Raw genomic sequence first — 12433 nt, forward strand, 5'->3', positions numbered from 1 at the left:
GATTCTACTAGTAGTCGAAGTTCGTGTCGTAGCGATAGCGCAGCTCGTCGAACTTCTTACGGAAGCGCTCTTCGAGTTCATCGTCCTCTTGCTTTCGCTGGTACTCCTCCGGAGTGAGACCCGTGGCAATGAAGACGATGCGATTGCCGATTTCCACCGCATGGTCCGAGTAGCGCTCCAAGTAACGGGAAAGCAACGTGAGATCCACAGCCTCACGCACGGAATGGGGCCAGTCTCGCTGAGTAGTGAGCTGAAAGAGGTGGCGGTGGATGTCGTCGATCGCGTCGTCATCATTGATGAGATCGAGCGCAGTCTCAACATTATGATCGCGTAGCAGCTCTTGGATCTTCTCCGCGGATTGGTCGCACTGGCGCGCCATTTCTTCGATATAGGGGCGAATGGGCGCCGGTACTGCATTTTCTGGATGACGCCGCCGCGCCACCTTCGCCACATGCACCGCAAGCGCGCCCATACGAGTGAAATCCTCGACAATATGCTGGCCTGCGACGACGAATCGCAAGTCGCGCGCAACAGGTGCCTCGAGGGCCAAAAGTTGGAAGGCTGCCGCAACCGAATTGACGCGTAGATCCTCCAGCGTATCTACGCTACTGAGAACCTTCTCCGCGAGCTCGAGATCAGTTTCCAGGAGAGAACGAGTGGCGGAATTGAGGGTAGTGCGAACGAAATCCGCCATGAGTGAAATGTTGTGGTTAAAGTCCCGGAGCTGGTTTCGGTACTCTTTGCGCATGCCCAGCACTATAGTCTTTGATTTTTGGTTGTGCTGACGTTCAACCCCCGATGTTTAGCCCCTACAAATGACCTTAGAGTTTAGCCACCGCTATTTTCGATGTCGGCACCATCGGGCACCGTCTCATCCTCCGGGTCGTCCAGCCAACCATCGGGCAGTGCAACCTTAGCTGGGGAGCCTTGGCGACCGCGAGCACCATCGGCGTCCTCGGCCAAGGCGGGCGAGTCCCAAACCTCACTCAAAGCAGTCTTCAATTCATCCAGGCTGCTGACTCGCGACAGACTGCGGCGCAGATCGCCGCCAGCTGGGAAGCCGCGGAGGTACCAGGTCATGTGCTTGCGTAGATCTCGGCAGGCTTTCTGCTCACCGTCGTGGGCTGCCAGAAGTTCGGCATGTCGCAGGATGATGCGAGCGACTTCTCCCAAGGTGGGCTGAGAGGGGATTGGCAGCCCGCGCAGCTCTGCCGACAGTTCTGCGAATAGCCACGGCCGCCCCAGGCATCCGCGTCCAACGACGACGCCATCACAGCCGGTCTGTTCCATCATTGCCCGGGCATCTGTCGCCTTGAAGATATCGCCATTTCCCAGAACGGGAATGCCAGTGTGAGCAAGGTGTTGCTTCAGGCGCGCGATCTCATTCCAATCCGCGCGGCCGGAGTATCGCTGCGCAGCCGTGCGACCGTGGAGCGCTACGGCAGCCGCGCCTTCTTCCACTGCGATGCGACCTGCATCCAGATGTGTGTGGTGTTCATCGTCGATGCCGACGCGCATCTTTACGGTGACCGGGATGTCCGTACCTTCAGTCGCTTTGACCGCTGCAGCGACGATGTTGCCAAAGAGCTTGCGCTTATAGGGCAAGGCGGAACCGCCACCGCGACGGGTGACTTTCGGCACGGGACAGCCGAAGTTCATATCGATATGGTCGGCGAGGTTCTCGTCGACAATCATCTTTGCTGCCTTGTAGGTGTACTCCGGGTCAGTCGTGTACAGCTGCAGGCTTCGCGGATTCTCGTCCGGAGCAAAGGTCGTCATATGCAGAGTTTTCGGATTGCGCTCGACCAGCGCTCGCGCAGTTACCATCTCGCATACATAGAGGCCGGCGACAGAGCCCATGCGCTCGCGTTCTTGTTCGCGGCACAGGCTGCGAAAAGCGACGTTCGTCACGCCGGCCATGGGAGCCAGAACCACAGGGGAGTCGAGCTGCATCCTGCCGATCTGCAGCCCCCGGAAGCCGGTGGTGTTTTGCGGGCGATCGGAACTGTGTTGGCCTCGAACGGCAGTATTAGCAGGGGTGGCACTGCTGGTTGCGCGGTTCGCGGTGGTGGAGGTGGGGGTTGCGGTCGATGTAGTCACGGGCACCATTCTCACACTGGGGAGGGAAGAATACCAAAGGGCGTCAAGAGCTGCCGTAAAACATAGGCCGAAGTAGCAACATTGATTGTTCAACAATAGGCTGGACGGTGAAGGCGAGCTAAGTCACATTTATGTAGGCTGAGAAAACAAAGCGGAGAAACCGCTACTCGCTACACCGCAATCGAGGAGGAACCGATGTCTGAGCGCATTGCCAACGAGTTTTATAAGTCCAAGGTCGTTTCTGCGGAGGAGGCGGCGCAGTTCGTCAACCATGGAGACAAGGTTGGCATGTCTGGCTTCACCGGCGCGGGTTATCCCAAGGCTTTGCCTAGCGCCATCGCGAAGAAAGCTAAGGAGCTGCATGAGCGAGGCGAAGATTTCCAAATCGACGTGTTTACCGGAGCTTCCACCGCTCCCGATTGCGACGGTGTACTGGCGGAAGCGGACGCAGTGCGTTACCGCACCCCTTACGCCTCTGACCCGACGATGCGCAAGAAGATCAACGCGGGCGAGATCCTGTACCAGGACATCCACCTTTCCCACCTGGGTCAGCAGGTAGAGGAGGGCTTCTTCGGCAATCTCGACGTTGCCGTGGTGGAGGCTGTGCGTATTGACGAAGCTGGCAACATCATTCCTTCCTCGGCTGTGGGTAACAACGTGGAGTACCTAAACTCTGCACGCAAGATCATTATCGAGGTGAATGAGTGGCAGTCTCTCGACCTGGAGGGCATGCACGACATTTACAAGATCCAGGATCTGCCTAACCGCACCCCAATTCCGATCAACCGCCCCGGCGACCGCATTGGCACCACCTTCATTCCAGTCGACCAAAACAAGGTCGTAGCTGTTGTAAAGACCAACGCGGAGGATCGCAACGCACCGTTCAAGCCGACCGACGAGATCTCCGAAAAGATCGCCGGCCACTTCCTAGATCTGCTGGAGGGAGAGGTTGAGGCAGGGCGCCTCACGTACGACGGCTACATTATGCAGTCCGGCGTCGGAAACGTCCCGAACGCTGTGATGGCAGGCCTGCTGGATTCTAAGTTCGAAAACATTCAGGCCTACACCGAGGTGATCCAGGACGGCATGCTGGATCTTATCGACAATGGCAAGATGACCGTCGCCTCCGCTACTTCTTTCGCGCTGTCTCCGGACTATGCAAAGAAAATGAATGAAGAGGCTAAGCGCTACCGCGAGCACATTGTCCTGCGTCCGCAGCAGATCTCTAACCACCCTGAGGTAATTCGCCGTACTGGTCTGATCGCGTCTAATGGCATGATCGGTTGCGACATCTACGGCAATGTGAACTCCACCAACGTGGCGGGCTCTCGGGTTATGAATGGTATCGGCGGCTCCGGCGACTTCACGCGTAACGCGTTCCTGTCCACCTTTATCTCGCCGTCCACAGCGAAGGATGGTGCGATCTCCGCGGTCGTTCCTTTCGCTTCCCACATTGACCACACGGAGCACGACACGATGGTCGTAATCACTGAGTATGGTTATGCCGATCTGCGTGGTCTCGCGCCGCGTCAGCGCGTCCCGAAGATCATCTCCATCGCTCACCCGGATTATCGTCCGCTGCTGGAGGAGTACTACGAGCGTGCGTGCTCTGAGGGGCACTATCTGCAGACTCCGCACGATCTGAAGACCGCTTTCGATTTCCACATCAACCTGGCGGAGAAGGGCACTATGAAGGGCTAAAGCCGGGTTCATGGCTGGGCGCATGTCTGTTGCGCGTAGCTATGTGGTGGGGGCAATTTTCTGCTTCGCATAGGCGTTAGATAGAATGCTCCCCGTTGGGCCTTTAGCTCAGTTGGTAGAGCTACGGACTTTTAATCCGCAGGTCGTGGGTTCGAGCCCCACAGGGCCCACATTCGCAATTACCCCGTCGCGGCGCTTCCATGGAGATCATGGGTGCGCTGTGGCGGGGTTTTGGTGTTGTCGGCTGGGAATTAGTGCGCGGAAGTTGGAACAATCTTGCGCGAAATTCCGTTGAGAATGACATGCCAACATTGTTTTCTTCCTTGAACCTTGGCCGTTATAACTTGAGCAACCGTGTGACCATGGCAGCGCTGACACGTCAGCGTGCAGGCCACAGCGGCCTGCCGAGCGAACTGCATGCGAAGTACTATTCCCAGCGCGCCAGCGCCGGGCTGGTCGTTACCGAAGGCACCTTCCCCGCGTGGACGAATCGTGCGTTTCCGGGCCAGGCGGGCATTGCAAGCGATGAGCACGCGGCTGGATGGCGCGACGTGGCTAATGAGGTGCACAACGCCAACGGAGTTATTTTCATGCAGATCATGCACGGTGGACGCACCAGCCACCCGGATCTCATTGATGGAGCTCAAGCAGAAGCGCCCAGCGCGCTGAATTGGGATGGACAGGTTCGTGGATTCGCTGGAAAAATGTCGGCTCCAGTGCCGCGCGCACTGGAAACAGAGGAAATTCCGCGAATCGTAGAGGAATTCCGCAGCGCTGCACGGCGGGCTATCGACGCGGGAATTGACGGCGTGGAAATCCACAACGCAAACGGCTATTTGCTTCACGAGTTCTTGGCACCTTCGTCCAATCAACGCGAGGATGAGTTCGGCGGCAGTTCGGAAAACCGTTGGCGTCTGTCGGAGATGGTAATCCGCGCGCTAGTAGAAGAAATCGGCGCCGACCGCGTAGGAGTGCGCTTCTCGCCAGGGCACAATGTGCAAGGGGTCATTGAGGAAGACGAGGCGGACATGGTGGCCACATATGGAGGCCTACTGGATGCCATCGCCCCGTTGAACCTTGCCTATGTGTCTTTCCTGCACGCGCACCCGGAAAGCGAGCTGATCTCGACTCTGGCAAACAAGGCTCGCGCTAACGGTGTGACAAAGGTACTCATGAACGACGGTTTCGGCACCGTGACTACTCAGGAGGATGCGCAGCGTGAGCTAGAGCTGGACTACGTGGATGCTGTCGTAGTCGGCCGTCAGTTGATTGCCAACCCGGACTTGGTGCGCCGCTGGCGCGAGGATTTGCCCCTCAATGAGCCAGATCAGTCCACGTTCTACGTGGGTGGTGAGCGTGGCTACACGGATTACCCGTCTGTCTCTGACTAGTGCGTAGTCGTAGCGGGGTAGGGGGCTGCTTTGCCCACCTCAACGGGCGATTTGTTCTGTCGCTGGCCCCTGGTTTAAACTGATCAAGCTGCTAAGCAAGCCTGCGGTGATTCGTTGGCTTACTTTGTAGAGCTCCCATCGTCTAGAGGCCTAGGACCCCGCCCTTTCACGGCGGTAACACGGGTTCGAATCCCGTTGGGAGTACGGCCCTGTGGCGCAGTTGGTTAGCGCGCCGCCCTGTCACGGCGGAGGTCGCGGGTTCAAGTCCCGTCAGGGTCGCAAGTTAAGAGCTTTTTGGAGTCTTTCCGGTGTTTGTGCGCCGGGAGGGCTCTTTTCTTTTTGCTTTCTTTTTGACGCCCACATTCTCCAAGCGATTCATACTTCGACAGTGAAGCGAAGTTATTCCAGAAACTGTCGTTGAACAGCTGATTTGCCTTAGAAGTTTGTCACTGTGTAGAGTCTATTCTCGTGCAACAGACGGCTTAGACAAGTTGTTGTCTGGTCGTTTTATTTAGTTGTGCAGGCAATGTTGGCCCTGTGGCGCAGTTGGTTAGCGCGCCGCCCTGTCACGGCGGAGGTCGCGGGTTCAAGTCCCGTCAGGGTCGCTTCGATGTTCGGATCGGAAGCGGTCGAGCACGAAGGCCAGATAGCTCAGTTGGTAGAGCGTTCGCCTGAAAAGTGAAAGGTCGCCGGTTCGATCCCGGCTCTGGCCACATTCCAACCCCGGTAGCAATGACGCTACCGGGGTTTTGCCGTGTTTCTGCCTCTGTGCGTCAACGTACACTGGCGGTGTACGACATGGACGCTATAAACGTTGTTTCGGTACTGAGTAGTCGAGTGCCGAGTAGTCGAATGCAGCGTAGTCGAGTACAGAGCAAACGGCAGAGAATCGAAAGGAAAGACACCGCAATGTCAGGCACGAAGAGCATTGTTCACGATGAAGACCAGGGTCGTTTTGTCATCTACGTCGATGACCAGGAGGCTGGCTTTGCAGAGTACTCCCAGGCTGATGGGGTACGAGACTTCAACCACACTGTGGTGGATCCGAAGTACCGCGGTCAGGGCTTGTCCAAGCCTCTTATTAGTGAGGCTCTGCTGGGTACAAAGGAGGCGAACCTAAAGATTAAGGCCAGCTGCTCGGCTGTCGCGGCGTTCGTGGAGAAGAACCCGGAATTCAAAGAGCTGCTGGCCTCGTAGCGTCCCACTGAGAAAGGTCTCGAAGGGAAAGCTCCGCAGGGGCGCTGTGGTGAACGCTTAGATGTTGTTCTGCATGTCGTCGACCCACTTCACGGCGTCCACCAGCGGAGTGTTCTGCTCCGGCTTGCGGGGACGAATCTTTGCCGGAATGCCGGTGAGGATTGAGTGTGGGGGAGCATCCTTGGTAACCACGGCGTTGGCGCCAATCGCGGAGCCCTCGCCGATGGTGATGGGACCCAGAACCTTTGCACCAGCACCGATCATCACCCCATTGCCGATGGTTGGGTGACGCTTGCATTGAACAAGCTCGGACCCTCCCAGGGTTACCCCGTGATACAGCATCACGTCATCGCCGATTTCCGCTGTTTCACCGATGACCACTCCCATGCCGTGGTCGATAAAGAACCTCCGGCCGATGGTGGCGCCCGGGTGGATCTCAATGCCGGTTAGAGCGCGAGTGGCCTGGCTAATGATGCGGGCGATGCTGCGGTGGCCGCGCGTCCACAGTGCGTGGGAGACACGGTGCGCCCAGATGGCGTGAAGGCCGGAGTACACGATGGCGTTTTCCACGTCGCCACGGGCCGCTGGGTCGTGCTCGCGGGCATTGTTAAGATCCTCGCGGATGCGTCCAAGAATGCTCAAGGGTGTGGTCTTTCGGTCGGAGGTTATAGAGGGGCGGGAGATAGGTGCCCTAAAGAACTTTCGCAGCCACTATAACGAGAAGGCGCTGCCTCCTATTTCACCGCAAGGTGGAAAAAGGGGGTAGCGCCTACTTCTGTGGCTGGGATGCTGGGCGGAGAACTAGTCGCGCAGGTCGTCGAACAGCAGGGTGGAGACGTAGCGCTCGCCGAAGTCCGGAACGATAACGACGATGGTCTTGCCCTCGTTCTCGTCCTTCTTGGCCTCTTCCAGTGCTGCCCAGACGGCGGCACCGGAGGAGATGCCGGAGAGAATGCCCTCGGCCTTGGCTAGCTCGCGTGCGGTCGTGGTGGCGTTCTCCAGCCGAACATCGATGACGCGATCCAGGATGTCCTTGTTGAGGTTCTCCGGGAAGAAGTTGGTGCCCAGGCCTTGGATCTTGTGCGGTCCGAAGCGGCCTTCGGTCAGCAACGGGGAATCTGCTGGCTCTACGCCAACGATCTCGATCTTCTCGTTCTTTTCCTTCAGGTACTTCGCTGCGCCGGAGACGGTGCCGCCGGTGCCCACACCTGCAACAAAAATGTCTACCTCACCGTCGGTGTCTTCCCAGATCTCTGGACCAGTGGTGTTGTAGTGGATCTCTGGGTTGGCCGGGTTAGCGAACTGGCGTGCCAGGATGGCGTTGTCGGTGCTCTCAACGATCTCGTTGGCCTTATCTACCGCGCCCTGCATGCCGCCGGGGCCGGGGGTTAGTACGAGCTCTGCGCCCAGGGCACGCAGCATAATACGACGCTCGTTCGACATGGTCTCCGGCATGGTTAGGACAACCTTGTAGCCCTTCGCGGCGCCGACCATTGCTAGTGCGATACCGGTATTGCCGGAGGTTGCCTCGACAATGGTGCCGCCCGGCTTCAACGTGCCGTCCTTCTCAGCTGCCTCGATGATGGCCTTACCGATGCGATCCTTCACGGAGTTAGCCGGGTTAAAAGCTTCTAGCTTCAACAGGATGTTAGCCTTCAGGCCTTCGCCGAAGGCGCCCAGCTTAACTAGGGGAGTGCCGCCGATGAGCTCGGTGATGTTGTTGTAAATCTTCGCCATGGGGGCGATCCTTTCATTCTAGACTGATCGGTCTATATCGGGTAGTTTACACCTCTTTGTCGGCCTACACCACTGTTGAGTTTGGCCGCTCTCTCGTGACGCCCTTTCGCACCCAAAGCTTTGCCAGAATCTCAGACGCAGATTCAGGGGATTTGGTTCAATGGCAACCATGACTTCCGAAAACCAAACTTCAGTAAACCCCGTGAACCCCGACCAGCCTTATGAAACCATTCAGGTAGCCGTCAATGGTGCCGTCGCAACGATCACCCTGGACCGACCAAAGGCACTTAACGCGCTGAACAGTGCTGTGCTTTCCGAAATCGTTCCGGCTGCTCAGGCGTTGGATGCCGACCCGGCGATTGGCGCAATCGTCATCACCGGCAGCGAAAAGAGTTTTGCTGCCGGTGCTGATATCAAGGAAATGAAGGACGAGGTCTACCCAGAGGTAGCCGAAAAGCGCCTCTTTGGAGATTGGGAAAAGTTGGCCCAGCTGAAGACCCCGCTGATCACCGCGGTCTCCGGATTTGCTCTCGGCGGAGGCTGCGAACTAGCTATGCTGGGCGATATTCTGCTGGCTAGCGAGTCCGCCAAGTTCGGACAGCCGGAGATCACATTGGGCATTATTCCGGGTATGGGTGGCACCCAGCGACTAACTCGTGCTGTGGGGAAGTACAAGGCCATGGATCTGATCCTTACTGGGCGCATGATGGATGCCGAGGAGGCTGAACGCTGTGGCTTGGTTTCCCGGATTCTGCCGGCAGAGGGCTTCGCCGACGAGGTTCAAAAGGTAGCGGCGAAGGTTGCAAGCATGTCCCACGTTGCACTGGCCGCCGCCACTGAGATGGTGGACGAGGCATACCGCTCCACTCTGGATGAGGGCGTGGAGGCCGAACGCCAGCAGTTCTGGCGCCTGTTCGACACTGCGGATCAGAAGGAAGGCATGGCCGCCTTCGTGGAGAAGCGTAAGCCGGAGTGGAAGCACCGCTAGGCGCTAGCCCCCCAAACATTGCCAACCCCTCCTTGGTTAAACCTGGCACAATTGCGGCTATGGCACATTCCAAGCAAGTCAACCGCACCATTGAACTGTCCATTCACGAGGTCTACGAGGTTGTCTCGGGCGAACGGTTCCTTCTGACCGATGAGGGAATGGTTGAGAAGTCGGACTCTCAAATTGTTGAGGCGAAGCGGAAAGAGCTCCCCGATGGTCGAGTGTGGGCGCGGGTTGGCGTGAGGGCGTCCCAAAAAGAGCTAGAAGAGCTTTCCGAGGACAGGACGAAACCCCTAGCTTTCCAAGAAACCTATGTGTCGCAACCAGACGAAGAAGGTGCGTTCGAGGCGACGTCGACGATGGAGCTGCCGATGGGGATGGGGACAATGGAAACCCGTTTTATCTATGCGGCGGCGGACTCAGACCTGACAACGGTCGAGGCGATCCTCACGGCAAAAGCATCAATCCCATTGATCTCAGGCAAGCTGGAAAAGCACCTGCTCAAAACTTCGGACAAGGTTGTCGACGATAGCCTGGCGCGCATTCGGAATCTAAGTGTCACGGAGGCTCAATAAGACCCCAAAAAGGTTAGGAGTGGATGTGCACCTTTTTGCTGATGAAAGCATGGGGGCAGTTTTGGGGGTAGCTAGGGGGTGAACTATACTCCCTACTCACACGGCGTCTATGCCCGCGAAAGGCTAGGCGCCACAGGTCAAGTTTGAGGAGTGAACAGGTGGACCAGCAGCGGCAACGCGATGACGAAGATGTCATCATTTCTGCGCTGAATTCTCTAAAAAACGCGACTGGCATCCCGGTGACGATGTACGCGGCGAGCTCCGCCGAAGGAAAGCTGCGGATCTCCAAGTGGGTAGGGCTGCGCACGCCGGCGCTGCACAACCTTGAGATTGCACCAGGCGCAGGCGTCGGTGGCCGCGTCGTAACCACCCGCCGTCCCGTAGGAGTCTCCGACTACACCCGAGCTAAGTCCATTAGCCACGACTTTGACCGTCACATTCGAGATGAAGGACTGCACTCCGTAGTTGCCGTGCCCGTGATCGTGAAGCGCGAGGTGCGGGGCGTGCTGTATGCGGGCGTGCACTCTCGTGCTCGCATGGGAGACAAGGTGCTCGAAGAGGTCACCATGACCGCGCGTTGCCTGGAGCAGGACATTGCAGTCAATGAGGCGCTGCGTACGAATGAGGCCGGTCGTGGTGCAAACGCGGCGGCGTCCTCCACAAATAAGCAGGTGCGATCGATGTCCGGCGCCGAATGGGAACAGGTGCGCGCCACTCACAGCAAGCTTCGCATGCTCGCAAACCGTGTGGGTGACGATGAACTGCGGCGAGATCTTGAAGTCCTATGCGACCAAATGGTCTCCCCAGTGCGCGTGAAGCAGACCACCAAGCTTTCTGCGCGTGAGCTGGATGTTTTGGCCTGCGTGGCTCTCGGTCACACCAATGTGGAAGCCGCAGCCGAGATGGGGATTGGTGCAGAGACGGTGAAGAGCTACCTACGCTCTGTCATGCGCAAGCTCGGAGCGCACACTCGCTACGAGGCTGTTAACGCAGCACGGCGTATCGGCGCACTGCCCTGATCTAGCCCTGTTTCTCGCCCCGCCATGAGTGGGGCGATTTTTTGTAGGCTAGGGGGCGTGAAAGACAGCTTCGTAGTAACCGGTGGAACCAGGCTGCAGGGCGCCATCAAGGTGTCCGGCGCAAAGAACAGCGTGCTTAAGCTCATGTCAGCTGCACTTTTGGCGCCTGGAACCACCACGTTGACCAACTGCCCAGAAATTGCCGATGTGCCCTACATGGCCGAGGTTCTGCGTGGCCTGGGCTGCGAGGTGGAGCTCGACGGTTCTGTCGTTCGCATCACCACTCCTGAGGAAATCGAGTACAACGCGGACTTCGAGGCCGTACGTCAGTTCCGTGCATCCGTCGCGGTCTTGGGGCCGCTAACTTCTCGTCGCCTCAAGGCGCGGGTCGCCCTTCCCGGTGGTGACGCCATCGGTTCCCGTCCTCTTGATATGCACCAATCTGGACTGGAATTACTTGGAGCAACCACCAAGATTGAGCATGGTTGCTTGGTCGCCGAAGCCGAAGAGCTCCATGGGGCTCAGATCAAATTGGACTTCCCCTCGGTGGGGGCAACGGAGAATATTCTGACTGCCGCCGTTTTGGCAGAGGGAACCACCACCTTGGATAACGCAGCACGTGAGCCAGAGATCGTGGATCTGTGCAACATGCTTGTGGAAATGGGTGCCAAGATCAGTGGAGCCGGATCTAACACGATCACCGTGGAGGGGGTGGAGCGACTAACCCCAGTGAATCACGAGGTTGTGGGCGATCGTATCGTCGCCGGCACCTGGGCTTATGCGGCGGCGATGACACAGGGCGACATCACGGTCGGTGGTATTGATCCGCAGCATCTGCATTTGGTGTTGGAGAAGCTAAAACTGGCGGGCGCCCAGGTGGAGACGTATCCGACTGGGTTCCGAGTGGTGCAGGTAGAGCGCCCTAAGGCGGTGGATTATCAGACGTTGCCGTTCCCAGGGTTCCCGACCGACCTGCAGCCGATGGCGATTGCGCTGTGCACCGTGAGTGAGGGGATGAGCGTGATTACGGAGAACATCTTCGAGTCTCGCTTCCGCTTTGTCGATGAGATGATGCGCCTCGGTGCGGATGCAAGTATCGATGGCCACCACGTAGTGATCCGCGGAACGGAGCGGCTCTCTTCGGCTCCGGTATGGAGTTCTGACATTCGAGCCGGTGCCGGTTTGGTGCTGGCTGGCTTGGTTGCAGACGGGCAGACCGAAGTGCACGACGTGTACCACATCGACCGTGGCTACCCGGAGTTCCCGGAGCAGTTGCGCTCCTTGGGGGCAGAGATCGAGCGAGTCCAGCGTTAGAAGCGTTTGATATTGCTCAGGAACCGGTGTTGACCTGGTTGTTTGTGTTTGTGTTTGGGTGTGTGTACATTTATTCGAGTCAGCGCGACACGGCGCTGTGAGTGAGTAGCTTGCAGCAAGCCTTTGATGAGCGTGTCTGGCTAATCACTTTAGCTGTAAAAACAGTCTTTGTTGTGTGCGAGTGCAACGGGTTGTTTACCGGGAATTTGCTTTTGATTCACGGTTGCTTTACACTCGTAATCCGTCGCAACGTGGCTGCCACTGTTGATGTGGTGTTGTTTGTTGTGTGCGTAGGTTGTTTGAGAACTCAATAGCGTGATGAACCAAGTTTAGATACTTTGTTGACCAACCTTTGTGTTGATTCTGATGCATTGTATGTCTTTTGCTTTGTGACTTGTTTCAGCTTCTCGT

11 protein-coding genes and 5 tRNA genes are annotated in these 12433 nt (G+C 57.6%); 12 read left to right on the plus strand and 4 right to left on the minus strand.

What is annotated here, in order from left to right; translation table 11 throughout:
• Positions 1–7: 7 nt before the first annotated feature.
• Complete coding sequence (gene phoU, locus ACUY2T_RS01400; protein ID WP_448307133.1) at positions 8–748, minus strand: phosphate signaling complex protein PhoU; 741 nt, start codon at positions 746–748, stop codon at positions 8–10.
• Positions 749–828: 80 nt separating this feature from the next.
• The gene (dusB, locus tag ACUY2T_RS01405; RefSeq protein ID WP_293791150.1) at positions 829–1953 is read right to left on the minus strand and encodes a tRNA dihydrouridine synthase DusB; all 1125 of its coding nucleotides are present in this window, start codon (positions 1951–1953) and stop codon (positions 829–831) included.
• Between the two features lie 342 nt (positions 1954–2295).
• On the opposite strand from dusB, the gene ACUY2T_RS01410 reads away from it, so the two are divergent.
• From ACUY2T_RS01410 to ACUY2T_RS01445, 8 genes are all read left to right on the plus strand, one after another.
• Positions 2296–3801 carry an acetyl-CoA hydrolase/transferase family protein gene (locus ACUY2T_RS01410; RefSeq protein WP_448307135.1) on the plus strand — a complete coding sequence of 502 codons (1506 nt, stop codon included), beginning with the start codon at positions 2296–2298 and terminating at the stop codon, positions 3799–3801.
• A gap of 97 nt (positions 3802–3898) precedes the next feature.
• Positions 3899–3971 (plus strand) — tRNA-Lys (locus tag ACUY2T_RS01415).
• A 132-nt stretch (positions 3972–4103) separates the two neighbouring features.
• Complete coding sequence (locus tag ACUY2T_RS01420) at positions 4104–5192, plus strand: alkene reductase (protein WP_448307137.1); 1089 nt, start codon at positions 4104–4106, stop codon at positions 5190–5192.
• A gap of 131 nt (positions 5193–5323) precedes the next feature.
• Positions 5324–5396 (plus strand) — tRNA-Glu (locus tag ACUY2T_RS01425).
• 1 nt (position 5397) lies between these two features.
• A tRNA-Asp gene (locus ACUY2T_RS01430) sits at positions 5398–5471 on the plus strand.
• A gap of 252 nt (positions 5472–5723) precedes the next feature.
• Positions 5724–5797, plus strand: a tRNA-Asp gene (locus tag ACUY2T_RS01435).
• A 35-nt stretch (positions 5798–5832) separates the two neighbouring features.
• Positions 5833–5905 (plus strand) — tRNA-Phe (locus ACUY2T_RS01440).
• A 196-nt stretch (positions 5906–6101) separates the two neighbouring features.
• A complete protein-coding gene (locus ACUY2T_RS01445) occupies positions 6102–6389 on the plus strand; it encodes a GNAT family N-acetyltransferase (protein ID WP_366789375.1) in 288 nt (95 codons plus the stop codon).
• A gap of 57 nt (positions 6390–6446) precedes the next feature.
• Here ACUY2T_RS01445 and epsC read toward each other — a convergent pair whose 3' ends face one another.
• Together epsC and cysK are read right to left on the minus strand one after the other, a co-directional pair.
• Positions 6447–7031 carry a serine O-acetyltransferase EpsC gene (gene epsC / locus ACUY2T_RS01450; protein WP_293791138.1) on the minus strand — a complete coding sequence of 195 codons (585 nt, stop codon included), beginning with the start codon at positions 7029–7031 and terminating at the stop codon, positions 6447–6449.
• 159 nt (positions 7032–7190) lie between these two features.
• Complete coding sequence (gene cysK / locus ACUY2T_RS01455; protein WP_448307140.1) at positions 7191–8126, minus strand: cysteine synthase A; 936 nt, start codon at positions 8124–8126, stop codon at positions 7191–7193.
• 160 nt (positions 8127–8286) lie between these two features.
• Between cysK and ACUY2T_RS01460 the strand changes: the two genes are divergently transcribed.
• From ACUY2T_RS01460 to murA, 4 genes are all read left to right on the plus strand, one after another.
• On the plus strand, positions 8287–9114 hold the full coding sequence (locus tag ACUY2T_RS01460; protein ID WP_448307142.1) for an enoyl-CoA hydratase-related protein: 828 nt from the start codon (positions 8287–8289) through the stop codon (positions 9112–9114).
• Between the two features lie 59 nt (positions 9115–9173).
• Complete coding sequence (locus ACUY2T_RS01465) at positions 9174–9689, plus strand: DUF2505 family protein (protein ID WP_448307144.1); 516 nt, start codon at positions 9174–9176, stop codon at positions 9687–9689.
• A gap of 158 nt (positions 9690–9847) precedes the next feature.
• Positions 9848–10708, plus strand: a complete 861-nt coding sequence (ramA, locus tag ACUY2T_RS01470; RefSeq protein ID WP_293791142.1) for an acetate metabolism transcriptional regulator RamA — start codon at positions 9848–9850, stop codon at positions 10706–10708.
• Positions 10709–10765: 57 nt separating this feature from the next.
• Positions 10766–12022: a UDP-N-acetylglucosamine 1-carboxyvinyltransferase gene (murA, locus tag ACUY2T_RS01475; protein ID WP_448307146.1), complete on the plus strand. Its 1257-nt coding sequence runs from the start codon at positions 10766–10768 to the stop codon at positions 12020–12022.
• Positions 12023–12433 lie beyond the last annotated feature (411 nt).

The organism is Corynebacterium sp. 22-2729, assembly GCF_053479475.1.

Excerpts from the sequence above, each read along its gene's own strand:
- phoU (WP_448307133.1), bottom strand. The coding sequence starts at position 748 with ATGCGCAAAGAGTACCGAAACCAGCTCCGGGACTTTAACCACAACATT.
- dusB (WP_293791150.1), bottom strand. The coding sequence starts at position 1,953 with ATGCAGCTCGACTCCCCTGTGGTTCTGGCTCCCATGGCCGGCGTGACG.
- ACUY2T_RS01410 (WP_448307135.1), top strand. The coding sequence starts at position 2,296 with ATGTCTGAGCGCATTGCCAACGAGTTTTATAAGTCCAAGGTCGTTTCT.
- ACUY2T_RS01420 (WP_448307137.1), top strand. The coding sequence starts at position 4,104 with ATGCCAACATTGTTTTCTTCCTTGAACCTTGGCCGTTATAACTTGAGC.
- ACUY2T_RS01445 (WP_366789375.1), top strand. The coding sequence starts at position 6,102 with ATGTCAGGCACGAAGAGCATTGTTCACGATGAAGACCAGGGTCGTTTT.
- cysK (WP_448307140.1), bottom strand. The coding sequence starts at position 8,126 with ATGGCGAAGATTTACAACAACATCACCGAGCTCATCGGCGGCACTCCC.
- ACUY2T_RS01460 (WP_448307142.1), top strand. The coding sequence starts at position 8,287 with ATGGCAACCATGACTTCCGAAAACCAAACTTCAGTAAACCCCGTGAAC.
- ACUY2T_RS01465 (WP_448307144.1), top strand. The coding sequence starts at position 9,174 with ATGGCACATTCCAAGCAAGTCAACCGCACCATTGAACTGTCCATTCAC.